The organism is Amycolatopsis sp. cmx-11-12 (assembly GCF_046269425.1).
Classification (GTDB): Bacteria; Actinomycetota; Actinomycetes; order Mycobacteriales; family Pseudonocardiaceae; genus Amycolatopsis.
In genome coordinates this window covers 147,616-171,313 of sequence record NZ_JADNQM010000007.1, presented here as the reverse complement: position 1 = coordinate 171,313, position 23,698 = coordinate 147,616, and the positions used below count along the sequence as shown (strand labels likewise).

The window sequence follows — 23,698 nt, the reverse complement described above, 5'->3', positions numbered from 1 at the left end:
CCAGGTGTGCCCCGGGCCACCACGGGCAAAGAGTCGATCCTAGTCTTCAACCGTGGTTGAGATCGCCCCTTACGGCACCTGGACGTCTCCCCTGTCGGCCGCTGATGTCGCGGCGTCGGGAGTCAGCGCGCAATGGCTCGACACGGTGGGAGACGAGGTCTGGTGGGCCGAAGCGAGAGCCGGTGAAGGCGGCCGCGTCACCCTCGTGAAGTCGCGCGCCGACGGCACGGTCGAAGACGTGCTTCCCGCTCCCTGGAACGTCCGGAACCGCGTCCACGAGTACGGCGGACGTCCCTGGCTCGTGCTCGGCGACGTCCTCGTCTTCACCCACTGGACGGATCAGCGCGTCTACCGCCGCGATCTGACCACCGGCGAGACGACACCCCTGACCCCGGAACCGGCGTCCCGGCACGGCGTCCGCTACAGCGACCTCAAGCCCGGTCGTGACGGCGAAGTGTGGCTGGTGCGCGAACGCAGCACCGGCGCCAGGCGCGTCGACATCGCCCGCGACCTCATCGCGGTTCCCCTCGACGGCGGCCCGGAACGGGTTCTGGCAGCCAGCCACCATTTCCTCACCGCGCCGCAGCTGTCGCCCGACGGCGCGCGAGCGGCGTGGCTCGGCTGGAACCACCCCGCGATGCCTTGGGACGGCACGGAACTGTGCGTCGCGGAGATCCGCGAGGACGGGACGTTCGGACCCCACCGCGTGCTCGCGGGTGCGGCGGACATCGCCGTCTGCCAGGTCGAATGGGAGTCGGCGGACAGCCTGCTGGCGCTGCTCGACCCCGACGGCTGGTGGAATCTGCACCGCGTCGGGCTCGACGGCGGCATCACGAACTTGGCGCCGTCGGAGCAGGAGATCGGCGGCGCACAGTGGAAACTGGGCGCACGCTGGTTCACGCCGCTCGGGGACGGCCGGTTCGCCGTCCTCGCGTCGGGCAAGCTCGCCATCCTCGACGAGACGACCCGGGAAGTGACCCCGGTGACGGCCGCCGCCGACCTGACCGCGTGGTCCACCAACGGTTTCGCCGTCCACGAGGGCGGAATCGTCGGTGTCGCGGCAGGCCCGAAACGGGAAGGCGCCGTCGTGAAGGTCGACCTCGAAACCGGGACCGTGACCGAACTCGCGACGACGCCCGAACCGCCGTCGCCTGCCTACCTTTCGACGCCCGTGGAGCGGATCTTCAAGACCGACGACGGCGAACAGGTCCCGGCCTTCCTCTACCTGCCCGCGAACGCGGACTTCACCGCACCGGACGGGGAACTGCCGCCGCTGTTCGTGTACCCGCACGGTGGGCCCACCGGCCGGGACAGCGCGGTACTCGACTTCGAGATCGCCTACTTCACCAGCCGCGGCATCGCCGTCGTCACGGTGAACTACGGCGGCTCGACCGGATACGGACGCGCCTACCGCGAACGGCTGCGGGAGCAATGGGGCATCGTCGACGTCGCGGACTGCGTCGCCGTCGCCGAAGCGCTCGCCGCCGAAGGCACCGTCGACAGGGATCGGCTGGCGATCCGCGGCGGCAGCGCGGGCGGGTACACCTCCGCCGCGTCGCTGACCACCACGACGACCTACCGCGCGGGCACCGTGATGTACCCGATCCTCGACCTTTCCCAGTGGACCGGCGACGGCGGCGAGACACACGACTTCGAGTCCCGCTACCTCGACGGGCTGATCGGGCCGCTGCCGGAGACCGAGCAGCGCTACCGGGACCGCTCGCCGATCAACAACGCGGGCACCCTCGCCGGCCCGCTGTTGTTCCTGCAGGGCCTGGAGGACGAGATCTGCCCGCCGGAGCAGGCGGACCGGTTCGTGGCCGGACTGGCGGGGCGGGGCATCGACCACGCCTACCTGAGGTTCGAGGGCGAGCAGCACGGTTTCCGGAAAGCGGAGACGATCGTGGCCGCGCTCGAAGCGGAGCTTTCGTTCTACGGCCAGGTTTTCGGCTTCGAGACGCCCGGCGTGCCGAAGCTCCGGCTGAGCCGGTGAGGCCGCCGAAGGTACGCCCGGGCGACACGATCGCTCTGGTCGCTCCGGCGAGCCCTGTTCCTGCGGACCTCCTCGAGAAGACACTGCCGGTGCTGCATGGCTGGGGTGTCGAGATCCGCGTCGGCGAGTGTGTCCGGGCGGCGTCCACGGGCTACCTGTCGGCACCCGACGAGGCGCGGGCCGCCGAGTTCACGCAGGCCTGGCTGGATCCGGGGGTGACCTGCGTCCTCACCGCCCGCGGCGGCTACGGCTCGCAGAGAATGCTCGACCTGGTCGACTGGGCGGCGTTGCGCGCGGCCGGGTCCAAAGTGTTCGCCGGGTCGAGCGACGTGACCGCGCTGCACCGGGCCGTGAACGTCCACTTGGGACTGGAGACGCTGTTCTCCCCCTTGCCCGTGACCACACTGTTCGACGAGGTGGCCGCCGAGCACCTGCGACTGTCCTTGTTCGAACCGGACGGGATACGGACGATCACCTCGCCGACGGCGTCGCCGCTGGTTCCTGGCACCGCGACCGGCACCCTCATCGGCGGCAACCTCGCCCTGCTGGCTTCCGGTCTCGGCACTCCGGAGCAGGGCTCGGCGGGTGAGGCGATCCTGCTGCTGGAGGACGTCACCGAGAGCCAGTACCGGATCGACCGGATGATCACCCAGTTGCTGCGTTCCGGCTGGCTCGACGGCGTCCAGGGGATCGTGCTGGGCTCCTGGAGCGCATGTGGTGATCCCGAAGCGATCCGCGAATTGATGCTCGAACGCCTCGGCCCGCTCGGAGTGCCGATGGTCTGGGACTTCGGCTTCGGCCACGTCCCGGCGTCTCCAACCATTCCCCTCGGCGCGCGGGCCACCCTCGACGCCGACGCGGGCACACTCCTGATTTTGCCATAACGGCAACGGAACTGGCGGATTCGGCCGGATCGGAGGCATCTTTCGGTCATGGATTCCACACAGCAGTTCTGGGAAGACTTCTACCGGGACAAGGACCAGGTCTGGAGCGGGAACGCGAACCCGCTCCTCGTGCGCGAGGTCGCCACGCTGGTGCCGGGGACGGCACTCGATCTCGGATGCGGCGAAGGCGGCGACGCGATCTGGCTCGCCCAACAGGGCTGGCGCGTCACCGCCGTCGACATCTCGGACACCGCGCTGAAGCGCGCCGCCGGGCACGCTGCCGAAGCCGGTGTCGACGGCATCACCTGGGAGCGCCACGACCTGGTGAAGTCGTTCCCGGAGGGGCGCTTCGACCTCGTCTCCGCGCAGTTCTTCCACTCCCCCGTCGCCGAGGACGGCGAACGGGACAAGGCACTCCGCCGAGCCGCCGAAGCCGTAGCGCCTGGCGGCACCCTGGTGGTCGCGGGCCACGCGGGCTGGCCGACCTGGATGGACGAGCCGCCCCACGAGCACGTCCACTTCCCGACTCCTGCGGAGGTGCTCGAGGCACTGGCCCTGGCCGAAGGCGAATGGACCGTCGACGTCCAGGAAGTGATCACCCGCGACTTCCCAGGCCCGGAAGGACAGCAGGGAACGCGTTCCGACAACGTGCTCCGCGTCCGGCGCTCGGCCTAGGTACCGTTGCGGGCATGCGGTTGACGCCGACGGAAGCCCGTACCCGGTTCGAGGGAGAGCGGATCGCGAGACTGGCGACGGCGGGTTCGGACGGCGTGCCCCACCTGGTGCCGGTGACGTTCGTCGTCGAAGGCGATTCGGTCGCGTTCGCGATCGACCACAAGCCGAAGAGCACGACGGCGTTGCGGCGGCTGAAGAACATCGCCGAGAACCCCGCGGTCAGCTTCCTGACCGACCACTACGACGAAGACTGGGCCGGGCTGTGGTGGGCGAGAGCGGATGGAGTCGCCCGAGTGCTGACCGATCCCGAGGAGCAGGCGCCGCTGGTGCGACTGTTGCGGGAGAAGTATCCGCAGTACGAGGCGCAACCGCCTCCCCATGGCGTGGTCAGCACGTTGATTCACTCTTGGAGTGGGTGGCGGGCTTCTTAGCGTTTTGCGCTGTTGCCGTTTCGCGGCAACAGCGCCTTTGCGGTGCCGTATAGGTCGTTATACGGTTGATGGTCCGTGAAGGACTTCTTGGTCGCATCAGCGACATCAACTGTCCCAGTGGCCTCACCGGTCACAAGCGCGGCGCGTGAAGGCCCCCTTCCCTACTCTCAAGGTAAGCAAGGAGGCCTTCACTACTTCGCGGACCAACCGGACCCAGCCCTCCCCCAAGTACGTGAAGGACCCCTTCCCTGCGCTAGGCGCAAGAAAAGGGCCCTTCACGTACAAAAGTCAGGAGCGCGGAGCCTCAGCGGGCAGGAACTGCTCCACTGGCTTCCCCCGCCAAGCGGCGACGACCCCCAGCGGGTCCGGCCTCAGCAGCGAAGCCGCCGCGTACACGCTCGCCGCGACGACGCCCGCCATGAACCACCAGTCGTACAGCGCCTGCTCGCCGGTCGGGTAGTACACCAGCGTCACGAACACCGAGACCGCGACGACGACCGCGAGGTTCCGGCGCCGCCATTCGAAGGCGGACAGGACCACGAAACCCCAGGTCAGGTACCACGGCAGCGAGGGAGGCGGGACGATCGCGCCGGCCAGCAGGACGATCGCCATCCGGTGAATCGCCGGGTTGCCGCCGTTGCGGGCCAGCCACCACTGGCGACCGGCGAACACGAACAGGCCGACCATCGCGATCGCCCGGAACACGGTGACGAACGGCGAGACCTCGACGTCGATCACCAGGTTCACCAGCGAGTAGAAGATCTCACCGATGCCGGTCGGGAAGTTCATCCAGTTCGCGATCAGCGTCGGCGCCTTGAGGCCGGTCAGCCAGCCGAGGTTGACCGAGCCGAGCGAGAGCCAGGTGCCCGCGACGAACACCGGCAGGAAGATCCCGACCGACGCGGCGCCCGCGCGGAAGAAGTTGACCACCTTCCGATCACCGGGCAGGTGGTTCGCCCACACCCAGACCAGGAACGGCAGCGCCCAGGCCGCGGTGGGCTTGATCAGCATGCCGACGGTGACCAGAACGATCGCGAGGACGTGCTTGCGTTCCAGCGCGGCCAGCACGCCGATGGTGAGGAAGCCCAGCATCAACAGGTCGTTGTGCGGACCGCCGACGAGGTGGATCACCGTCATCGGGCTGGCGATGGCGAGCCACAGCGTGATCGGCAGCTTGCCGCCGAGGTGCTTCACCAGCCGCGGCAGCGACCACAGCATCCCGACGAGACCGAGCATCAGCACCAGGCGGGTCGCGATGACCCCGGAGATCATGTCGTTGCCGGTGACCGCGACGATCCCCTTCGCCACCAGCAGGAACAGCGGGCCGTACGGCGCGGGAGTGGTCTGCCACAGCGGGTGGACGTTCTGCACGACGTCCGGCAGCACGTTCAGCTCGGCCGGGCCATTGGCGTACGGGTCGAGGCCGTTCAGCAGCTGCGCGCCCTGTGCGAGGTAGGAGAAGACGTCGCGGGTGAACAGCGGCGGCGACACCAGCAGCGGAGCCATCCAGCAGGCCGCGGCGATCACGATCGGACGGCTGCCGATCCGGCCGGCGAGCGCGTAGCGACCCAGACGCACCCACGCCCAGATGATCAGCGCGAAGCCCGTGTAGAGCATCACGTTGGCCAGGATGCGGCCGTGGCCGTAGCGGATCCACGACAACGGTCCGTGGCCCAGGATCGGGTCACGGATGAGGATGCCGCCCGCGCCGAGCGCGGCGAGCATCAGCAGCGTGCTGCCCACGGTTCCCATCGCGATGGTGCGGTACGGAAACCGGGATGGCACCCGGAGCCGCTCGCCGAGCGAACCGGCCGAGGGCATCTGCGGGGAGTCTGTCGTGGTCGCCATTTCGAGATTGGAGGTTACACACCGCGCCTGTGCGAGTGCGCGGCAATGGGTGTCTCCCGCGTCGGGCACGGGAATTCCGTCGCTCAGCGGTCGACCGCCGAACGCTGGGCGACGCCACCGGGCAACGCGGCGAGCAGCGATTTCGTGTAGTCGTGTTTCGGGTCCAGCAGGACCTCTTCCACGGTCCCGACCTCCACCAGCTCGCCGCGGTACATCACCGCGACGCGGTCGGCGATGTTCCACGCCAGCCCGAGGTCGTGGGTGATCACCAGCCCGGCGAGACCCAGTTCACGCCGCAGTCGCAGCAGCAGCGCGAGGATCTCCCCTCGCACGGAGGCGTCGAGCGACGCCACCGGTTCGTCGGCCACGATCACGCTGGGGTCCAGCGCGAGCGCACCGGCGATGACCACCCGCTGCCGCTGTCCCCCGGACAACTCGTGCGGGAGCCGGTCGAGGAACTTCTCGGCGGGCCGCAGTTCGGCGGCTTCGAGCGCCGTGGTGACGATCTTGTGCTCGTTCGCGCTCATGCCGTGGATGCGGGGGCCTTCCGCGACGGCCTCGTAGACCGTGTGGTTCGGGTTCAGCGCGCTGGTCGGGTCTTGCAGGACCAGCTGGACCTGCCGCCGGTACGCCTTGAGCCCGGCGCCGCCGAGCGGAACGGCTTTGCCGTCGTAGCGCACCGCGCCGGAGTCGGGTTTCTGCAGCCCGAGCAGCGTCCTGGCCAACGTCGTCTTGCCGGAGCCGGACTGGCCGACCAGCGCGACGATCTCGTCCTTCCGCACCTGGAGGCTCACCCCGGCGACGGCGTTGATCCGTTTTCCGGTGCGGTCACGGAAGCTGACACGCAGGTCTTCTGCTTCCAGCAACGCGGGCTGCTCGCCGACGCGTTCCGGTTCCGGCGGCAACGGGGTGCTGGTGGCGGGCGCGAACCGGGACACCGGATCGCCGACGGTCGGGAAAGCGGCCGCCAGCGCCTTGCTGTGCTCGTGGTGCGGCGCGCTCATCAGCTCCGCGCTCGGTCGTTCCTCGACGATCTCGCCGTCGTACATGACCGCGATCCGGCGGCAGGTCGCGGCGAGCACCGACAGGTCGTGGCTGATCATGACCAGCCCGATCCCCTGCTCGGCGACCAGCCTGCCCAGCAGGTCCAGCACCTGCGCTTGGACGACGACGTCGAGCGCGGTGGTCGGCTCGTCCGCGATGATCAGCCGCGGCGAGCAGGCCAGCGCCATCGCGATCATGACGCGCTGTTTCTGGCCGCCGGACAGTTCGTGCGGGTACGCCCCGGCCCGCCCGGATGGCAGATCGACCTGTTCGAGCAGTTCCGACACCTTGGCCTGGACATCGGCTTCCGACAGTCCCTTGCCGCCGGGCGGGTGCAGGCGGATCGGCTCGGCGATCTGCTCCCCGATCCGGCGGACCGGGTTGAGCGCGTGCATCGCGCCCTGGAACACGACCGAGGCCTCGGCCCAGCGCACCGCGCGCAGCCGTCCCCACTTCATGGCCGTGACGTCTTCGCCGTCCAGCAGGATCTCCCCGCTGACCGTCGCCGAACGCGGGAGCAATCGCAGGACGCTCATCGCGACGGTCGACTTCCCCGAGCCCGACTCCCCCGCCACCCCGAGGGTGTCGCCGGGTTCGAGTACCAGGTCGACACCACGGACGGCGGCGATCTCGCCGCTCCCTGTGGCGTACGTGACGCCGAGGTTCTTCAGTTCCAGCAAGGGGCTCATGAGTGCTGTCCCTTCAGGCGCGGGTTCAGCACGGTTTCCAGCGCGCGTCCGACGAGGGTGAAGGCGAGGACGACCACGACGATCGCCAGGCCCGGCGGCAGCAGGTTCCACCAGGCGCCCTTGCTGATCGCGCCGTTGTTCAGCGCGGCCTGCAACATGGCACCCCAGGAGATGCTGTTCGGGTTGCCGACGCCGAGGAAGGCCAGCGTCGCGTCCGCGATGACCGCGTTGCCGACGACGAGGGTGGTGTTGGCCAGCACGAGCGGCATGACGCCCGGCAGGACGTGTTTGCCGACGATGTGCAGATGGCCGCCGCCGAGCGCCTTCGCGCGCTCGATGTATGGACGGCCCTCGATCGTCAGGGTCTGTGCCCGGACCAGTCGCGCGGTGCTCGGCCACGCGGTGACGCCGATGGCGACGATCACCGTCGCTGTGCCCTGCTCCAGCACCGAGGCCAGCGCCACGGCGAGCACGAGTGACGGCAGCACGAGGAAGAAGTCGGTGAACCGCAGCAACAGCCCGGACAACCAGCCGCCGAAGTGCGCGGCCGCGATCCCGACGATCGTACCGATCAGCACCGACAGGAACGCCGCCGAGAAGCCGACGAGCAGCGAGATCCGCGCGCCCCAGAACGTCATGAGCAGCACCGAGCGGCCGTCGATTTCGGTGCCCAGCCAGTACTCCCCGCTTGGCGGGTTCAGCGAACCGCCGGTGGCCTTGGTGACGTCGAGGCCGGACTCGTCCGAGATCACCGGGGCGAGAATCGCCAGCACCGTGAGGACGCCGAGGAACGCGAGCCCGAAGACGCCCGCCTTGTTCGTGGTGAATTCGTGCCAGTGCTTCGCCACGGCCGCGCGACGGCGGCGCCAGACGATCGAACCGGGTTTTTCCGCTGTGGTCATGCCGTCCGCACCCTGGGGTCGAGCACGCGGTAGAGCAACTCCGCGAGCAGGTTCATCAGCACCACCGCGCCGGCGAGCGTGACGAAGACGCCTTGCAGCACAGGCAGATCAGGGCCGCGGAGCGCTTCGTAGAGCAGCTGCCCGAGACCCGGCCAGCTGAACACGGCCTCGACCGAGACAGCGCCCGAGACGACCATGCCGAACTGCATGAACACCAGCGTCACCGTCGGGAGCAGGGCGTTGGGCACCGCGTGCCGCTTGCGCACGAGGTCGTCCCGCAGCCCCTTGGCCCGCGCGGTGGTGAGGTAGTCCGCGTTCATCTCGCCGATCAACGACGACCGCATGACCAGCATGTACTGGGCGTAGAACACCACCAGCAGGGTCACGCACGGCAGCACGAGATGGTGGAGGACGTCGAGACCTTCGCTGAAGAAGCCCGGCGCGACGTCCGGGGAATGCATGCCCCGGCTCGGGAAGAGCCCGTCGCTCGCCACCAGCAGCATGAGCCCGAGCCAGAACTGCGGTACCGACCACAGGGTCAGCGCGAGTCCTGTTTGGACCTTGTCGAACCTGCTCCCCCGGCGCCAGCCCGCACGGATGCCGAGCCACAGGCCGAGCGCGATCGCGAGCACGGTCGCGCTGCCGACGAGCAGGATCGTCGGCCACAACCGCTCGCCGATCATGTCGAAGACCGGGCGCCTCTGCAGGTACGAGACCCCCATGTCACCCTGGAGCAGGCCGACGAGGTAGTCCCAGAACTGCTGCAGGAGTGGCTTGTCCACGCCCATCTGCTGTCGCAGCTCCGCCATCATCTTCGGGTCGGTCGGCCGGTCGCGGACCATGAACCGCACGGGATCACCGGGCAACGTCCGGAACAGGAAGAACCCCAGCACGACGACGAGCGCGAGGCTCGCCAGCGCGCCGCCGATCTTGGAGAGGACGAACCGGGTGGTACCGGTCCCGCCCCGGCGCTCGTCGGGGTCGACGAGCGCCGGGGTCTTGTCGAGGGAACTGAGTGCTTCGGTCAACGCGGTCCTTTACTCCCGGTCGTCGGCCGACTTGCCGCGCCGTCCGAGCAGCACGCCGCCGCCGACGAGCACCACGAGCACGACCGCGCCGATGCCGATCCACAATCCGGTGTTGCTACCGCTGTCCTCGGAGCCCGCCGCGGCGGTGTCGGCCGGGGTGGCACCGTAGACACCCCAGTAGCCGGACTGTTCGAGGATCGCGCCGTCGGGCTGCGGCTGCTTGGTGAACGAGGCGAACTTGTCCGAGCGGTAGGCCTCGAGCACGTTGTCGTAGTCCAGGACGACGTCGACGTACTGGTTCGCCAGCACGGCCTGGGCCTGCTTGACGATCTCGGCGCGCTTGGCCGGGTCGAACTCGGTCAGCTGCTTCTTGTACAGGTCTTCGAACTGCGGGTCGCAGAAGAAGGTCGCGCTGCTGCCGCCATTGCCCTCGGCGTTCGGGCGGGCAGCGCAGGTGTTGAGCGACAGCGCGTAGTCCGGGTCGGGCGAAGTGCCGTAACCGGAGATCGCGAGATCGTAGTTGCCCGCGGTGGTGCGGTCGTCCACTTCGTCGTCGGAGACGAGTTCCTGCTTGATACCGATGCCGACGTCCTTGAGCCAGCCACTGACGAACTGCGCGGTGCGCTGGTCGAACGGACGGTTCGCGTGGCCGGTGAGCCGGAACTCCAGCTTCGCGCCGCCAGGGCCGACGCGGATGCCGTCGGGCCCCTTGGCGAAGCCTGCCTGGTCGAGCGTGGCGTTCGCGGCGCCGATGTCGAACTTGGTCTTCTCCGCGTCGGACGGGGTCCAGGTGTAGGCCTTGTAGATCGCCGGCACGACACCGGTCCCGGCCTGGCCGTAGCCGTTCATCACCTTCTGGACGATGGCCTCGGTGTCGATGGCCTGCGCGATCGCCTTGCGGACGCGGAGGTCCTTCAGCAGCGGGTTGCCGTCACCGATCGGCTGGTCCGCCACGTTCTTCACGCCGAAGTTGACGATGAGCTCGTTGTACCGGCGCCCGGGCGCTTTGTTCGTGGTGATGTTCTTCTCGCCCTTGAGCGCGTCGAACTGCGTCGGGGTGAGCCGGTTGATGACGTCGACCTCGCCCTGCTTGAGCGCGTTCACCGCCGCCTCGGCGTCCTTGAACTGCAGCAGCTGCAGTTCGTCGACCTTGGGCGCGCCGCGCCAGTAGTCCTTGTTCGCCTTGAACTTCACGAACTCGTTCTTCTTGTACTCGGTCAGCAGGTACGGCCCGCTGCCGACGCCGACGACGGCCATCTCGTCGGTCGAGGGTGCGTTGAGATCCTTGATCGGCTCCCAGATGTGCTTGGGCACGATCGGGACGTCGAGCGCGGTCATACTCGCCTGCGGCGTCTTGGTCTTGATGACGAGCGTCTTGTCGTCCGTCGCCGACACCGACTCGAAGTTGGTGACGTAGCTACCGTTCGCGGTGCGGGCGTTCTCGTCGTCGAGCATCCGCTGGAAGGTGTACGCGGGGTCCTGCGCGGTGACCGGCTTGCCGTCGGACCACTTCATCCCCTGCCGGATGGTGAAGGTCCAGGTGAGCTTGTCGTCCGAGGCCTTCCACGACTCCGCGACACCGCCGGAGGGCTGGGTGTCCTCGGCCGAGGGCAGCGTAAGGAACTCGTAGTTGAACCGGCCGACCTGCGTCGACGCCGCCAGCTGGGCGGTGAAGGGGTTCAGGTGGTCGATCCCGGTCGTGAGCGCCACCCGCAACACCTTGCCCTGTTGCTGCGCCGTCGCGGCCGGCACGAAAGGCACCGTCGCGACCGCCGAAGCGGCAAGGACCGCGACCACGCGTAGACCGCGCTGTCGCCTGGGAAAACGCTCTGTGCGCACGAAGACCACCCCATCGAAACTCGCTGTGCCCAACCCCCGAAGCGGAAAAGTAACCACATGTCGCGGTAACCGCGCAATGACTCGCCAATACCGATCGTGCACGGCGGACGCCGTCGCGTGGTCGACAGCTACTTTATGTTCGACGACGGTAGCTTTGAGTCACCATTCCGGCGCGCGAGCTGGGAACACGTGCGCTGTCCTGGGTATTCAAGGGAAGCGGGCTTGCAAAAGGCTTGCGCGTGATGATGCTCAATCGATACGTACTAGCGAAGTGCGAGCAAAGTGACGCCGCGTAGCCGGGGCGGGCTGAAGGGGACTTTCACCGCGTGCGACGCGGTGAAAGTCCCCTTCAGCCCCCGACGGAGACCTCACGACGCCGCGCGGTGGCGGCGGCCGCGTAGAGCCACGCGAACAGCGCCCACATGCCGGCGAAGATGATCCCGACGGTGACGTACGCGATCGTCCACAGCACGGCGGGCGTCTCCGACTTCCGCTCCCGTTGCAGGAACTCGATCTCGGACATGAACGGGCGCGAACCCGACGCCGCGTCGATCGCCGGAGCGTTCGCGGCCGGGTCGGCTGGCGCGTAGATCGGGGCGAGCCCCATCATCCGGTTCGGAACGTGCACGCGGATCCCGGTCTTCCACTGCCCGAACACCGGCAGGGGCTGCGCCGTGCGATACACGCCGTCGCCGATCTTCTCCAGCGGAGCGGTGAAGAAGTCGCCGCCCTGCCAAGCGAAGCCGTTCAGCCACACGGCGTCGCCCGCCAGATCGGGCCGGGAGATCGTGACGGTCGCGTCGACCCATCGAGGTGTGCCACCGCCGTGCGGATTCGAGATCGGCAGCCCGGCGGCCGCCTCGGACAGCCGGACGTCGGCGGTGAACCCCGCCTCCGGGTCCTGCGGGACGGCGACCGCCGACATCAGGGCGACCGCGCCCAGCGCGCCGACCAGCCCGATCCGGTGCCGGGGACCGGCCGCGGGCTCCAGCGTCGCCGTCTCCTCGACCCGCTGGAACTGCCAGACGCCGATGAACGCGCCCGCGAGTGCCGCACCGGTCCCGAACAGGATGAACAACGGCAGATGCGCCGTTGGCCAGGGGTTCGGCATCAACCAGTGGGTGAACGCCGCCTCGGCGAGCATTCCGGCCGTCCCCACGAGCAGACCGGCGACAGCGGCGAACGAGTAACCCCGCCGGTTGCGCATCGCCAGTGCGACGACCTCGATGATCACCGCTTCGGCGACATAGGGCAGCAGCGACGCGACGTGCAGGTCGGCGAACAGCGGGATGACGGTGAACGAAGCACGGGTGGCGAGGAAGACCGCGACGACGATCAACGCGCCGCCGGGGCCCCAGGACAGCCGCCCGTAAGTCAAAGTCCAGGCGCCGATCAGGCCGACGAGCACGACCTGGGACAGCATCGGGAACTGCGGGACGCCGAGGTCGAACTCCATGAGGAACGCCGAAGCACCCATCATCCAGGCACCGGCGAGCACCGGCCCGAGCAGGCGCACGACCGGCCCGGTCGCGCCGACCTGGCGTGCCTCGCCGAGCAGCAGCTGCAAGCCGAGCACGACGCATACGCCGCCGCCGATCATCAGGACGTGCGTCGGGCCCCATTCGGTGACGTCCTGGCCGAACAGCCGATGCCAGACGTCGTCGAGCGGGAATCCGGCGATGCCGACCAGACCGGTGGCCATCATCTGGATGGAGCCCATCGGTGCCCGCCAGTGCGGGCCGATCTTGAACGTGCGCTTCGGCAGGTTCTTGGTCGCCAGGGTCGCGCTGAACACGCCGCTGGCGAAGATGCCCATCAGTCCGAAGTAGATCGGGTAGTGCGACGGGTTCGCGAGCGGCCCCTCGTCACGGCCGAATTCCATGTGGATCGGCACGTCCCAGTAAACGCCGATCAGTGCCGACATCCCGGAGAGGAAGGCGACGAACATCGGCAGCGCCGCCCAACGCGGAAGGCCGCTGAAGTCGCCCATCCAATCGGCGACGCGACCGAATACGGTCCGTTTCCCCGCGCGCTCGCGGAGGACGAAGACAGCCAAGGGCAGGAAGACCGCGGTGAACATCAGGCCCGCGATGACGATCTGCCCGAATTGCGCGCCGCCGGCAGGCGGGCTCTCCTGAGCCAAGAACACCGGTCTCGCCTTCCTGCTAACCTAAGTAACTGTTACCTTGGGGTAACACGATAGGGCTATGGTCCCGGCCAGGCAAGCCGGGGCGTACGACTTGGAGGAACCTCGATGCGGAGGATCGGCGGAATCCGCGGGATCACCGTGGCCGCGCTGCTGGCCGTGACCGGCTGTTCGGGATCGACCGGTCCCGAACCGGCGCCGGACACCGGAACCCGCACCGTGAAGTTCTCGATCGCCGAGGGCAAGCGCACGGCGGGCCCGGAAGAGGTCGCGGTGCGCACCGGCGAGAACGTCGCGCTGGAGGTCACCTCCGACCAGGCGGACGAACTGCACGTCCACGGCTACGACAAGGCCGCCCAGCTGGCGCCCGGGGTACCGGGGACCGTCGCCTTCACCGCGAACATCGACGGGATCTTCGAGGTGGAACTGCACAAGAGCGGCGCGGCGGTGACCAAGCTCCGGGTGGGCGGATGATCCTGGCGCACGGTCTCGGCGGCCGATCCGATCTTCCGGTCCCGCTGTGGCTCGCGCTCTACGCGGGAGCGGCGGCCGTCGTGGTCTCGTTCTTCGCGCTCACGATCCTCTGGAAAGAGCCGAAGCTCCGCGGCGCCGACGCCGGCCGTGAGCTTCCTCTGTCACTGCAACGGTTCGTCGATAGCGCCTTCACACGGATCGCCTTGCGCGTGCTCGGCGTGGCGTTGTTCGCCGGGTTCCTCGCGGTGGCCGTGGCCGGTCCCGACAGCTCGGCCGACAACCCGGCTCCAGCGTGGTTCTACGCCTGGTTCTGGGTCGGCCTGGTCCCGCTTTCGCTGCTGTTCGGCCCTGTCTGGCGACGACTGAATCCACTGAGGACGGTCGCGTCGCTGATCCCCGCCCGGCACCGCGAACTCCCGGACCGCCTGGGCTATCTACCAGCGATCCTCGGCCTCCTCGCGTTTCTTTGGTTGGAACTGGTTTTCCCGTACTCGGACTCGCCGCACGCGATCGCTCTTTTCTGCGCCGTGTATGCCGTTATACACATTGCGTTCGGTGTGGTCTTCGGTCCGCGCTGGTTCGACCGCGGCGACGCTTTCGAGGTTTACGCGCGCCTGATCGCGGCCCTCTCCCCTTTCGGCAGGCGTGGCGACGGGCGTCTCGTGGTCCGGAATCCGCTCGACGGACTGCTCACCATCTCCCCCGCGCCGTGGCTGACCGCGCTGGTACTGGTGGTGCTCGGCTCGACGGCGTTCGACGGCCTGACCCGCCTTCCGTTCTGGACATCGCTGGACGCCGGCGTCCTCGGCGGCACTGTTCTCGTTGGCACTGCGGGGCTCGCGGCCTGTATCGCGCTCACCTACGGCGCCTACGCGGGCGCTATCAGCCTGACCAGGCCGTATCTGCGCCGCGGGTTCGACCCGTATCCCGCGTTCGCGCCGTCGCTGATCCCGATCATGGTCGGCTACACCGTCGCGCATTACTTCTCGTTCGCCGTGTTCTCCGGCCAGCAGGGTTTCGGCCGGGCGATCGACTACACGGTCGTCTCGACCGGCGTGATCGCGCTGGTGCAGATCGCCGGGATCGTCGCCGGGCACGTGCTGGCCGTAACCTCTGCCCATGATCGTTCCGTGGGCGTACTGCGCGCGAACTACGTCAAGGTGGGCCAATACCCCATGCTGGCGCTGATGATCGGTTACACCGCACTAGGGATCGCGCTGGTTTCCGGCTCATGACCATCGCGGCGCGGGTGATGATGATGCACCAGGGCGGCTGGGACGAGATCCTCATCTTCGTCGGCCCCGTGGTGATCATCGGGCTGCTCATCTACGTCGCGCGCAAGCAGGTCCCGACGACGCCCGAAGAGGACGACGACGCTCCCTAGCCGCCGAGCAGCAGTTTCCCTGCCAGTTCCGTGACCTCATCGCGGCTACGGCCGCCGTGATCGGCGGCCATGAAGTGCTTTCCGACGAGCAGTGAGAACGCGAGCAGGCACCGGGCCTCGACCTCGTCCTCGTCGGTGAAGATCTCGCGCATGAGGGACCGCAGGTAGTCCATCCGCTGGTTGTCCACCCGCCGGAGCCGTTCGGCGACCGACTGGTCGCGCCGCGACCAGTCGCGGATCGCGAGGTCGATCGGCAGGAGACGGTCGCCCGCGAGCATTCCGGCGCGCCGGATCTTCGCCCTGGCGTCCCCACCTCCGCGCTCGACGGTTTCGAACATCTCCCCGGTGCTCATCCGTTCCCAGGTGGCGAGCATTTCCTCGATCAGCGCACCGCGGTCGGCGAAATGCCCGTAGAAACCGCCTTTGGTGACACCCAACGTCTTCGCGAGCGCCTCGACACGGACCGCGTCGGGGCCGCCGGTCGACAGCGCGCGCAGTCCCGCGTCGATCCACGCACTCGGCGGGGTCCGGATTTCCGCGGCCATGACGATCACCGTATCTCGCGTCACCCCGCCACCACGACGGCGATATATACGCTACCGTATAGATGGCGGAACGCACTGGGAGGAAACAGACATGACTGTCGGATTCGTGGCGACGCACTATCCGCATCCCGACCACCACGACGACTTCGTTTCGCGAGTCCAGCGAGTCGCCGACGCCTTGCGGGCCACTCCGGGCTGCCTCGCCGCCGAATGCTGGGTCACCGCGGCAGGCGACGCGGTCGTCTCGATCGTGCGCTGGGAATCGGAAACCGCGCAGGCCGATTCGATGCGGGCACTGGGGTCGGCGGACGTGGACGTCGCCTTCGACGACCGCGAAGTCCGGCCTCGCGAGATCGTCCAGCTGGTGTCGGCATGAAACTCGCGAACACCGCGCACACCACGCGGTCCTGGCGGATCCATGAGGTCGCCGGCGACTTCGACATCGAAGACGTCTGGGCACTGGACACTCCGGGCGGGCCGGACGACTTCGCCAGACTGGTGAAGCAGTTCTCGTCGGGCGACTTCCCGGCGGGCGCACCCCTGATCGTCCGCGCGTTATGGGCGCTGCGCTGGAAACTCGGCGCGCTGTTCCGGCTGGACGAACGGGATTCCGGCCTCGACTCACGGGTCGAATCGGTCCGTGACAGGCTGCCGGACGACCTCCGCGACACCCCCACCGGCCCGGACGAGGACTGGCTGCCGTTCACGCCGATCTACCGGCTGGACGACGAATTCGCCGCGGAGATGGCGAACAGCACCATGCACGGGATCCTGCATCTCGCGTGGGTCGAGGATGAGCCTGGGCGATACCGTGGTCAGATGGCGGTACTGGTCCGGCCCAACGGCCGGTTCGGGCGGGCGTACATGGGGTTCATCAAGCCGTTCCGGTACCTGTTCGTCTATCCGGCGCTGATGCGGTTGATCGAGCGGAAATGGGCCGCCGGTCCCTGAGGCCCGCGCCCCGGCCACTGAAGTACATGAAGGCCCCCTTCCTTGCGCCTATGTCAGGGTCCCGGCAAAGTCGTGTTCACGCTGATCAGAGACGCTTGGCGCAAATCTCCCGGTTCGTTTGGTGTCCCCAGTGTGGCATTGGAGGCGCTCAGCGCCACCAATGCCACATTGGGGACACCACGACCAAGCCGGAACACGTCCATGACGCGTTCGCCGTGCCCTTCAGGCAACTACTGCGAGCTGCAACAATCGACTTTGCCGGGACCCTGGCGCCTATGTACAGGAAGGGGGCCTTCACGTACTTGGCAAGGCGTGCTTCAGGAGCCGACCACGCGGCGGGTGCTCCGCACCAACGTCATGTCCTTCTCCCGCACCGGTTCATGGCAGTGCGCGCACACCGTCTCCGGCGCGAGATCCTGCCCGCAGGAGTGCCGCCAGACCGTCGGCGGCGGCCCCTCGGTGACGTATTCGTCGCCCCACGCCATCAGGTTCAGCAGCACGTGGTTGAGTGCGTGCCCCGCCTCGGTGAGCACGTACTCGTACCGAGGTGGATGCTCCTCGTAGAGCCGCTTTTCGAGGATCCCCGTCTCCACGAGCTTCCGCAGCCGCGCGGTCAGGATGTCCCGGCTCGCCCCGGTGTTCCGGACGATCTGGTCGAACCGCCGCGCCCCGAAGAACACCTCACGCAGCGCGAGCAGGCTCCAGCGCTCCCCGATCACCTCCATCGCGTTGGCGATCGAGCAATCCCTCGGTCCTTCGGTCATGCGACCAGCGTAAACCCACTGAGTCTTGATTTCCAACCCACTCGATGCCAGAGTGAGTTGGAGATACCAACTCACTCTGGGAGGCAGCCGTGTTCGACGCGGTCATCGTGGACGCCGTCCGTACGCCGATCGGCAAGGGAAAGCCCGGCGGTGCCCTGCACGAGATTCACCCGGTCCAGTTGCTGGCCCACACGCTGCGGTCACTCGTCGAACGCAACGGCCTCGACCCGGCGCTGATCGACGACGTCATCGGCGGCGCGGTCGACCAGGTCGGCGAACAGGCTCAGAACGTCACGCGGTGGGCGGCACTCGCGGCGGGACTGCCGGAAAGCGTGCCCGCGACCACCGTCGACCGGCAGTGCGGGAGCAGTCAGCAGGCCGTGCACTTCGCCGCGCAGGGTGTGATGGCCGGCGCGTACGACGTCGTCATCGCCTGCGGGGTCGAGTCGATGAGCCGCGTCCCGATGTGGTCGAACGTGCTGCCCGGTACCGATCCCCTCGGCCCCGGCGTCGCCGAGCGCTATCCGGAAGGCCTGGTACCGCAAGGGATCAGCGCCGAACTCATCGCCGCGAAGTGGTCGCTCAACCGCGAGGCGATGGACGAGTTCGCGGTGTCGTCGCACCGGAAGGCGGCGCGGGCGCACGAACTCGGGCGGTTCGCGAGCCAGATCGTGCCGATCAAGACGCCGTCCGGTCTGGTGTCCACCGACGAATCAGTGCGCCCCGGCACGAACCTCGAGACACTCGCCAAACTCCGCCCGGCGTTCCAGGACACGGCACACTCCGAGCGATTCCCCCAGATCGACTGGTCGGTGACCGCGGGCAACAGCAGCCCGATCAACGACGGGGCGTCCGCCGTCCTCATCACCTCCAGCGCGACCGCGGCCCGGCTGGGCCTCAGGCCTCGCGCCCGCCTGCACAGTTTCGCCGTCACCGGATCCGACCCGCTGCTCATGCTCACCGGCGTCATCCCGGCGACGGAGAAGGTGCTGCGACGCGCGGGCCTGCGACTGGAGGACATCGACCTGTTCGAGATCAACGAGGCGTTCGCCAGTGTCGTACTGGCGTGGCAGCAGGAGACCGGGGCCGATCCGGCCAAGGTCAACGTCCACGGTGGCGCGATCGCGCTGGGCCATCCCCTCGGCGCGAGCGGTACCCGGTTGATGGGCACGCTGGTCAACGCGCTGCACCACCACGGCGCCCGCTACGGCCTGCAAGCCATGTGCGAGGGCGGCGGCCAGGCCAACGCGACCATCGTGGAGGCGCTGTGACCGGCAGGCTCCCCAGGAAACTCACGGACCATCCGTCCGTCCAAGCGGTACTCGCCAAACCGCGCGGCACACCGTCACCGGTGATCGACGCCGCCTGGCTCAAGGAGATCTGCCTCGCCGCAGGCGCCGACGACGCGGCGGCCGTCTCCCTCGACCGCCCGGAGCCGAACGCCGGTTCCCGCACAAGCTGGTGAAGGAGGTCGACGGTGGCTACCCGACAACGCGGTAGCGGAGGTGAGTGACGCCGTGTTCGCCTTCGAGGACCCGCACTCGCTCCAGCTCTCGGTGCGCGATGCCGAGGTGCTCGAACAGCCGGACCCCGTCGCCAAGCAGCACGGGGATCAGGTGGATCTCGAGTTCGTCGAGGATGCCCGCGCGCAGCATCCGCTGAGCCGTACTCGCCCCGTGCACCAGCACGTCCTTGTCACCGGCGGCCCGTTTGGCGGCGCCCACCGCGGCCTCGACGTCGTTCGAGTAGCGCACTTTCGGCCAGTTCGCCGCCCATTCCGGCGCCGGATGCCTGCTCAGGATCTCGATCGGGACGCCGTCGTGGTGGTCACCGCCCAGCCCTCGGCCGGTTCGAAGGTCCCGCGTCCGGCGACGATCGCGCCGGTCGCCATGAACTCGTCGTGGATCGTGCGATTCACCCTGCCGACCTCTCCGGCGAACAGCCAGTCGTGCAGCCGCTCCCCTCCCGCCCCGAGGCCCTGCTCGGGGCTGACGTCGGGACCGGCGATGAAGCCGTCAAGGGACATCGACATGTACAGCACGGTCGAGGACATGGGTTCGCTCCTTCGGTCGGTTCTGCCTACGCGTCGAACGGCGTACCCGGTTTTCGACACGGTTGGCGCGCGACTGGGCGCCCCGCTGTCACATCTCCCGTCCGCCATCCGTCAGGGTTACGACGGACAGCGATGAAGGATGGGGACCGTGGACGAACACGACTGGCTGGCGCGGCGCTTCGAGGGGCACCGGACGCACCTGAGGGCGGTGGCGTACCGGATGCTCGGTTCGCTGAGCGAAGCGGACGACGCCGTGCAGGAGTCCTGGCTGCGACTCAGCCGGGCAGGCTCCGAGGACGTGGACAACCTCGGCGGCTGGCTGACCACCGTCGTCGGCCGGATCTGTCTCGACATGCTGCGCTCGCGCAAGTCACGGCACGAGGACCCGGTCGGCGCGCAACTTCCCGACCCGATCATCGGCAGGGAGGGCGGGATCGATCCGGAACACGAGGTCCTGCTGGCTGATTCGGTCGGGCTCGCGCTCCTGGTCGTACTCGACACACTGGACCCCGCCGAGCGGCTCGCTTTCGTGCTGCACGACATGTTCGCCCTGCCGTTCGACGAGATCGCGCCGATCGTGGGCCGGACGCCGGGCGCGACCAGGCAGCTCGCCAGCCGCGCCCGCCGCCGTCTTCAAGGCTCGCCGACAGTGCCCGACGCGGACTTGAGCCGTCAGAGGGAGGTCGTCGACGCCTTCTTCGCCGCCGCGCGAGGCGGCGACTTCGACGCGCTGGTGTCAGTGCTCGACCCGGACGTCGTGCTCCGTGCCGAGGGTGGCGCGGCTCCGGCGGGCACCTCGCGCTCCGTGCGCGGGGCGGCCACCGTCGCAGGTCAGGCGCTCATGTTCCGGCAGGCAGGCGCGGGCGGAGAGCTGCTGCCCGCGCTGGTCAACGGCGCGGCCGGGATGGTCGTCACCAAGGACGGCGTGCCTCAGACGGTCTTCGCCTTCACCGTCGTGGACGGGAAGATCGCGGCGATCGACATCCTCGCCGACCCGGACCGCCTCGCCGCGCTCGACTTCGAGCCGCTGGGCTGAGCAAGTGTCATGAAAGGGTTTTTCCTGACGAAAATCGTCAGGAAAAACCCTTTCATGACCTGCGCGCTCCCCGGATCAGGAGGTCGGGAAGTTGTCCGCGGTGCGGATCCGGTCCCGGATCCAGACACCGGCGGGCTTCAGCGGACCCGTGCCGGTGAAGGAACTGCCCGAGCAGATGCCCGGCTTGAACACCGCGCCCGAACGGCTGTCGTCGGAGAAGTTCCAGTTGGTCCAGCTGATCTTCTTCGACGCCAGGAAATCCAGGTACTTCTGGGAGTTGGTGAAGTCGTTCCCGCCGTCACCGCTGGCGGTCTGGGTGCCGAACTCGGTCACGAACAGCGGGATCTTGCTCGCGGCCCGGGTCAGGGCGTTGAAGTACTCGGTTTTGTGCGACGCCGCGTAGAAGTGGAACGTGTACATGAAGTTGGTGGCGTGCACCGGGTTGTTGATGATGTCGGTCTCGTTGCGACCGTCGGAGATGCCGAGCGAGCCCCATCCGTGGGTGCCCACGAGCACGACGCCGTCGGAGTCCTGTGCGCGGATGACCGGGATCATCTGCTCCGCGTAGCTGCGGACACGGTCCCAGCTGACGTTGTTGGGCTCGTTGGCGATGTCGTAGATGATGTTGGTCTTGTCCTTGTGCCGCTGGGCGATCTCGGTGAAGAACGTCTTGGCGCGGCTGAGGTTCGCGTTCGGGTCGCCGGGGGTGAGCTGGTGCCAGTCGACCAGGGCGTACAGGCCGCGTTTGGTGGCTTCTTCGATGTACCCGTGCACCATGTCGGTGAACTTGCGCGGGTTGGTCTCGTAGCCGCCTTCCTGGATGTACATCGAGATCCGGAGGACGTCGGCCTTCCAGTCGTTGGCCAGCGCGTCGAGCGAAGCGGTCTTGACGCATTGGCTGTACCACTGGATTCCGTGGGTGCTCATGCCACGGAGCTGGATCGGCTTGCCTGCGGAGTTGCAGAGCTGGAGGCCGCAGACCTTCAGCTGTCCGTTGACCGCCGCCGGGCTGCCGGGCGGCAGCGCGGCGACGGCCTGCGTCGCGGGTTCTGCCGCGGTCTCGGTCGCCGTCGAGGTGCTCGCGGTGGCGATCGGGGCCAGCAGTCCGGCGGCCAGTGCGGCCGTCACCCGGAGACGGATCTTGTCCCAACGCATTCGGCTTCTCCTCTCGCGTCGGCGGCACCGGCGTTGGTGGGCCGACGGTCAGGGCGGCGGAGTTAAATAGGAAACTTTCCTTACTATTGGAAAGTAAAGGAGAGATTACCCACGGGCTCGACGGACGGTCAAGACTTGACCACCGACTGTTTCGGCGACCTCGGGCATGCTCGGAGCGTGACGACCATCGTGGCCTTCCACGCACACCCCGATGACGAAGCGCTGCTGACCGGTGGCACCCTCGCCCGCGCCGCGGCGGACGGGCATCGCGTCGTCCTGGTGGTCGCCACCATCGGCATGCGAGGCGCGGACCCGGCACGCTGGGCCGAGCTCGAGGCGAGCGCGAAGGTACTGGGCGTCGAGCGGATCGTCCACCTTGGATACGCCGGCAGCGGCCATGGCGCGATCCTCTACCCGGACCCGCCGGGTTGGGTCCGCTTCGTCCGCGCGAGCACCGAGGCCGCGGCCGCGCGTCTCGTGGCGATCCTGCGCGAGGAGAAGGCGTCCGTACTGCTGAGCTACGACCGGAACGGTGGCTACGGCCACCGCGACCACGTCAAAGTGCACGAGGTCGGCAAACGGGCGGCGCAACTCGCCGCCGACGTGCGACTGCTGGAAGCGACCATTCCTCGCGACGCCGTCGCACACCTGGTGCGGCTAGTACGGCTGGCGCGGATCCCGTTCCGCTACGACGTCGACGCACTGCTCCGCGCCTACAGCGCCCGGTCCGAGGTCACGCACACCTTCGCCGTCCGGCGCTTCGCGCGGCAGAAGCAAGCCGCGATCGCCGCCCATTCCTCGCAGGTGAAGGGAAACGGCAGGCTCGCGCCGCTGATGCGCGTCCTGACCCGGCTTCCCGCGCCACTCTTCGGCCTCGTGTTCAACCGGGAGTGGTACATCGACGCGACGCCATCCCACCCAAGGCCCTGACCCCACGGGCTGCGGTCCGTGAAGGACTCGGAACACTCGTCGATGGCCTCACCACCGCGGCGGCCCCGCGTCCACGATCTTCTGCGAAAGCTCCAGCGGATCGTGGTGCATCAGCGACTCCATCCACCACGTCATCCCGGCCTCCCCCAGCGCGGGCAGGTCCACCTTGATCGGCTCCTCCCACGCGGGGCTCGCGTTCCCGGCGACCGCGACGTCGAAGGGGCGCCCCGGTTCCAGCCCGGCGAGGCCGAGCGCGCGGTGGGTGTCGGCGATCTCTTCAGCTGTCGGCGTGTGGTCCTCCGGATTCGGGAAGATCCCGTCGCACAACGCCGCTCGCCGGACCACACGCGGGTTGTCGGTGGAGCTCGCCACCCAGATCGGGATCCGGAACGGCTCGGGCGGCGCCTCGGCCAGCGCGACCTGATAGTGCGCGCCGTCGTGGTCGAACCGCCGGCCGGACCAGATCGCGCGGATGACGTCGAGGCCTTCGTCGAACATCGCCGACCGGGTCAGCAGGTCGGTCTGTTCACCGAATCGGCTGAAGTCACCGGATTCGTCCGAACCGAGGCCGGTGCCGAGGATCAGCCGCCCGCCGGAGAGCCTGCTGACCGTCGACGCGTGCCGCGCGACCACCCAGGGACGGCGCCGGGCGGGCGGCGTGATCATCGGTCCGAACAGCAGATCGCTGGTGGCGTGCGCGATGGCGCCGAGCGTCGTCCACGGATCCGCGATGGGCATCGTGTCCGCGACGACGTGGTCCCACAGGAAAAACCCGTCCCAGCCCGCCGCCTCGGCTCGTACGGCGAGGTCGACGAGCACCGCGGGCTCACCGAACGGGCCGAAAGGTGGCAGATAGACAGCGTGGCGGACCGAGCTGCCGGTCAAGTCGATCATCTCCCCAACGTCATCGTCGAAGTCCCCGGACGG

Annotated in this window: 25 protein-coding genes; 13 read left to right on the top strand and 12 right to left on the bottom strand. The window is 68.4% G+C overall.

Annotated elements, in window-relative coordinates:
- The first annotated feature begins 52 nt into the window (after nt 1-52).
- From ACLARN_RS12180 to ACLARN_RS12165, 4 genes are read left to right on the top strand one after another with little or no spacing between them, the layout of a single operon-like run.
- Nucleotides 53-1,993 carry a S9 family peptidase gene (locus ACLARN_RS12180; protein WP_409491450.1) on the top strand — a complete coding sequence of 647 codons (1,941 nt, stop codon included), beginning with the start codon at nt 53-55 and terminating at the stop codon, nt 1,991-1,993.
- The gene (locus ACLARN_RS12175; RefSeq protein WP_409491449.1) at nt 1,990-2,877 is read left to right on the top strand and encodes an LD-carboxypeptidase; all 888 of its coding nucleotides are present in this window, start codon (nt 1,990-1,992) and stop codon (nt 2,875-2,877) included. Before ACLARN_RS12180 ends, ACLARN_RS12175 begins: the two co-directional genes overlap by 4 nt.
- Before the next feature lie 48 nt (nt 2,878-2,925).
- Complete coding sequence (locus ACLARN_RS12170) at nt 2,926-3,552, top strand: class I SAM-dependent methyltransferase (protein ID WP_409491448.1); 627 nt, start codon at nt 2,926-2,928, stop codon at nt 3,550-3,552.
- Nucleotides 3,553-3,566: 14 nt separating this feature from the next.
- The gene (locus ACLARN_RS12165; RefSeq protein ID WP_409491447.1) at nt 3,567-3,983 is read left to right on the top strand and encodes a TIGR03668 family PPOX class F420-dependent oxidoreductase; all 417 of its coding nucleotides are present in this window, start codon (nt 3,567-3,569) and stop codon (nt 3,981-3,983) included.
- Between the two features lie 288 nt (nt 3,984-4,271).
- Here the strand turns inward: ACLARN_RS12165 and mptB are convergent, their stop codons facing one another.
- The 6 genes from mptB to ACLARN_RS12135 form a co-directional block, all read right to left on the bottom strand.
- Nucleotides 4,272-5,831 (bottom strand): polyprenol phosphomannose-dependent alpha 1,6 mannosyltransferase MptB, encoded by a 1,560-nt coding sequence (gene mptB, locus ACLARN_RS12160; protein WP_409491446.1) that lies wholly within the window; start codon nt 5,829-5,831, stop codon nt 4,272-4,274.
- Nucleotides 5,832-5,914: 83 nt separating this feature from the next.
- Nucleotides 5,915-7,564 carry a nickel ABC transporter ATP-binding protein NikE gene (nikE, locus tag ACLARN_RS12155; protein WP_409491445.1) on the bottom strand — a complete coding sequence of 550 codons (1,650 nt, stop codon included), beginning with the start codon at nt 7,562-7,564 and terminating at the stop codon, nt 5,915-5,917.
- A complete protein-coding gene (locus tag ACLARN_RS12150; RefSeq protein ID WP_409491444.1) occupies nt 7,561-8,466 on the bottom strand; it encodes an ABC transporter permease in 906 nt (301 codons plus the stop codon). The genes nikE and ACLARN_RS12150 overlap by 4 nt, the downstream gene beginning before the upstream one ends.
- Complete coding sequence (locus tag ACLARN_RS12145) at nt 8,463-9,494, bottom strand: ABC transporter permease (protein WP_409491443.1); 1,032 nt, start codon at nt 9,492-9,494, stop codon at nt 8,463-8,465. The genes ACLARN_RS12150 and ACLARN_RS12145 overlap by 4 nt, the downstream gene beginning before the upstream one ends.
- 9 nt (nt 9,495-9,503) lie before the next feature.
- Nucleotides 9,504-11,291, bottom strand: a complete 1,788-nt coding sequence (locus ACLARN_RS12140) for an ABC transporter substrate-binding protein (RefSeq protein WP_409491442.1) — start codon at nt 11,289-11,291, stop codon at nt 9,504-9,506.
- Between the two features lie 391 nt (nt 11,292-11,682).
- Nucleotides 11,683-13,482 (bottom strand): hypothetical protein, encoded by a 1,800-nt coding sequence (locus tag ACLARN_RS12135; RefSeq protein ID WP_409491441.1) that lies wholly within the window; start codon nt 13,480-13,482, stop codon nt 11,683-11,685.
- A 105-nt stretch (nt 13,483-13,587) separates the two neighbouring features.
- Between ACLARN_RS12135 and ACLARN_RS12130 the strand changes: the two genes are divergently transcribed.
- The 3 genes from ACLARN_RS12130 to ACLARN_RS12120 are packed head-to-tail and all read left to right on the top strand — an operon-like array spanning nt 13,588 to nt 15,337.
- Nucleotides 13,588-13,953: a hypothetical protein gene (locus ACLARN_RS12130; RefSeq protein WP_409491440.1), complete on the top strand. Its 366-nt coding sequence runs from the start codon at nt 13,588-13,590 to the stop codon at nt 13,951-13,953.
- On the top strand, nt 13,950-15,188 hold the full coding sequence (locus ACLARN_RS12125; RefSeq protein WP_409491439.1) for a hypothetical protein: 1,239 nt from the start codon (nt 13,950-13,952) through the stop codon (nt 15,186-15,188). The genes ACLARN_RS12130 and ACLARN_RS12125 overlap by 4 nt, the downstream gene beginning before the upstream one ends.
- Nucleotides 15,185-15,337, top strand: a complete 153-nt coding sequence (locus ACLARN_RS12120) for a hypothetical protein (RefSeq protein ID WP_409491438.1) — start codon at nt 15,185-15,187, stop codon at nt 15,335-15,337. The genes ACLARN_RS12125 and ACLARN_RS12120 overlap by 4 nt, the downstream gene beginning before the upstream one ends.
- Here ACLARN_RS12120 and ACLARN_RS12115 read toward each other — a convergent pair.
- Complete coding sequence (locus ACLARN_RS12115; RefSeq protein WP_409491437.1) at nt 15,334-15,882, bottom strand: TetR/AcrR family transcriptional regulator; 549 nt, start codon at nt 15,880-15,882, stop codon at nt 15,334-15,336. The two genes, ACLARN_RS12120 and ACLARN_RS12115, sit on opposite strands and share 4 nt — an antisense overlap.
- Before the next feature lie 91 nt (nt 15,883-15,973).
- Here ACLARN_RS12115 and ACLARN_RS12110 point away from each other — a divergent pair, with 91 nt between their 5' ends.
- Together ACLARN_RS12110 and ACLARN_RS12105 are read left to right on the top strand one after the other, a co-directional pair.
- Nucleotides 15,974-16,258 carry an antibiotic biosynthesis monooxygenase gene (locus tag ACLARN_RS12110; RefSeq protein ID WP_409491436.1) on the top strand — a complete coding sequence of 95 codons (285 nt, stop codon included), beginning with the start codon at nt 15,974-15,976 and terminating at the stop codon, nt 16,256-16,258.
- Entirely contained in the window at nt 16,255-16,833 is a 579-nt protein-coding gene (locus ACLARN_RS12105; protein ID WP_409491435.1) for a DUF2867 domain-containing protein, read from the top strand. The genes ACLARN_RS12110 and ACLARN_RS12105 overlap by 4 nt, the downstream gene beginning before the upstream one ends.
- A 317-nt stretch (nt 16,834-17,150) precedes the next feature.
- Here the strand turns inward: ACLARN_RS12105 and ACLARN_RS12100 are convergent, their stop codons facing one another.
- Nucleotides 17,151-17,597 carry a winged helix-turn-helix transcriptional regulator gene (locus ACLARN_RS12100; RefSeq protein WP_409491434.1) on the bottom strand — a complete coding sequence of 149 codons (447 nt, stop codon included), beginning with the start codon at nt 17,595-17,597 and terminating at the stop codon, nt 17,151-17,153.
- A gap of 89 nt (nt 17,598-17,686) precedes the next feature.
- Here ACLARN_RS12100 and ACLARN_RS12095 point away from each other — a divergent pair, with 89 nt between their 5' ends.
- Together ACLARN_RS12095 and ACLARN_RS12090 are read left to right on the top strand one after the other, a co-directional pair.
- A complete protein-coding gene (locus ACLARN_RS12095; protein ID WP_409491433.1) occupies nt 17,687-18,868 on the top strand; it encodes a thiolase family protein in 1,182 nt (393 codons plus the stop codon).
- A complete protein-coding gene (locus tag ACLARN_RS12090) occupies nt 18,865-19,062 on the top strand; it encodes a hypothetical protein (protein WP_409491432.1) in 198 nt (65 codons plus the stop codon). Before ACLARN_RS12095 ends, ACLARN_RS12090 begins: the two co-directional genes overlap by 4 nt.
- A 16-nt stretch (nt 19,063-19,078) precedes the next feature.
- Here the strand turns inward: ACLARN_RS12090 and ACLARN_RS12085 are convergent, their stop codons facing one another.
- Both ACLARN_RS12085 and ACLARN_RS12080 read right to left on the bottom strand, forming a co-directional pair.
- A complete protein-coding gene (locus ACLARN_RS12085; protein ID WP_409491431.1) occupies nt 19,079-19,351 on the bottom strand; it encodes a dihydrofolate reductase family protein in 273 nt (90 codons plus the stop codon).
- A 41-nt stretch (nt 19,352-19,392) separates the two neighbouring features.
- On the bottom strand, nt 19,393-19,650 hold the full coding sequence (locus ACLARN_RS12080; RefSeq protein ID WP_409491430.1) for a hypothetical protein: 258 nt from the start codon (nt 19,648-19,650) through the stop codon (nt 19,393-19,395).
- Nucleotides 19,651-19,798: 148 nt separating this feature from the next.
- On the opposite strand from ACLARN_RS12080, the gene ACLARN_RS12075 reads away from it, so the two are divergent.
- Nucleotides 19,799-20,686, top strand: coding sequence for a sigma-70 family RNA polymerase sigma factor (locus ACLARN_RS12075; RefSeq protein ID WP_409491429.1), 888 nt, complete (start codon nt 19,799-19,801; stop codon nt 20,684-20,686).
- A 75-nt stretch (nt 20,687-20,761) separates the two neighbouring features.
- Here ACLARN_RS12075 and ACLARN_RS12070 read toward each other — a convergent pair whose 3' ends face one another.
- Nucleotides 20,762-21,841, bottom strand: a complete 1,080-nt coding sequence (locus ACLARN_RS12070) for a glycoside hydrolase family 5 protein (protein ID WP_409491428.1) — start codon at nt 21,839-21,841, stop codon at nt 20,762-20,764.
- 177 nt (nt 21,842-22,018) lie between these two features.
- Here ACLARN_RS12070 and ACLARN_RS12065 point away from each other — a divergent pair, with 177 nt between their 5' ends.
- Nucleotides 22,019-22,771: a PIG-L deacetylase family protein gene (locus tag ACLARN_RS12065; RefSeq protein WP_409491427.1), complete on the top strand. Its 753-nt coding sequence runs from the start codon at nt 22,019-22,021 to the stop codon at nt 22,769-22,771.
- Nucleotides 22,772-22,819: 48 nt separating this feature from the next.
- Here ACLARN_RS12065 and ACLARN_RS12060 read toward each other — a convergent pair whose 3' ends face one another.
- Nucleotides 22,820-23,665 (bottom strand): LLM class flavin-dependent oxidoreductase, encoded by an 846-nt coding sequence (locus ACLARN_RS12060; RefSeq protein WP_409491426.1) that lies wholly within the window; start codon nt 23,663-23,665, stop codon nt 22,820-22,822.
- Between the last annotated feature and the right edge of the window lie 33 nt (nt 23,666-23,698).

Excerpts from the sequence above, each read along its gene's own strand:
- ACLARN_RS12170 (WP_409491448.1), top strand. The coding sequence starts at position 2,926 with ATGGATTCCACACAGCAGTTCTGGGAAGACTTCTACCGGGACAAGGAC.
- ACLARN_RS12165 (WP_409491447.1), top strand. The coding sequence starts at position 3,567 with ATGCGGTTGACGCCGACGGAAGCCCGTACCCGGTTCGAGGGAGAGCGG.
- mptB (WP_409491446.1), bottom strand. The coding sequence starts at position 5,831 with ATGGCGACCACGACAGACTCCCCGCAGATGCCCTCGGCCGGTTCGCTC.
- nikE (WP_409491445.1), bottom strand. The coding sequence starts at position 7,564 with ATGAGCCCCTTGCTGGAACTGAAGAACCTCGGCGTCACGTACGCCACA.
- ACLARN_RS12150 (WP_409491444.1), bottom strand. The coding sequence starts at position 8,466 with ATGACCACAGCGGAAAAACCCGGTTCGATCGTCTGGCGCCGCCGTCGC.
- ACLARN_RS12130 (WP_409491440.1), top strand. The coding sequence starts at position 13,588 with ATGCGGAGGATCGGCGGAATCCGCGGGATCACCGTGGCCGCGCTGCTG.
- ACLARN_RS12125 (WP_409491439.1), top strand. The coding sequence starts at position 13,950 with ATGATCCTGGCGCACGGTCTCGGCGGCCGATCCGATCTTCCGGTCCCG.
- ACLARN_RS12120 (WP_409491438.1), top strand. The coding sequence starts at position 15,185 with ATGACCATCGCGGCGCGGGTGATGATGATGCACCAGGGCGGCTGGGAC.
- ACLARN_RS12115 (WP_409491437.1), bottom strand. The coding sequence starts at position 15,882 with ATGGCCGCGGAAATCCGGACCCCGCCGAGTGCGTGGATCGACGCGGGA.
- ACLARN_RS12110 (WP_409491436.1), top strand. The coding sequence starts at position 15,974 with ATGACTGTCGGATTCGTGGCGACGCACTATCCGCATCCCGACCACCAC.
- ACLARN_RS12105 (WP_409491435.1), top strand. The coding sequence starts at position 16,255 with ATGAAACTCGCGAACACCGCGCACACCACGCGGTCCTGGCGGATCCAT.
- ACLARN_RS12100 (WP_409491434.1), bottom strand. The coding sequence starts at position 17,597 with ATGACCGAAGGACCGAGGGATTGCTCGATCGCCAACGCGATGGAGGTG.
- ACLARN_RS12080 (WP_409491430.1), bottom strand. The coding sequence starts at position 19,650 with ATGTCCTCGACCGTGCTGTACATGTCGATGTCCCTTGACGGCTTCATC.
- ACLARN_RS12070 (WP_409491428.1), bottom strand. The coding sequence starts at position 21,841 with ATGCGTTGGGACAAGATCCGTCTCCGGGTGACGGCCGCACTGGCCGCC.
- ACLARN_RS12060 (WP_409491426.1), bottom strand. The coding sequence starts at position 23,665 with ATGATCGACTTGACCGGCAGCTCGGTCCGCCACGCTGTCTATCTGCCA.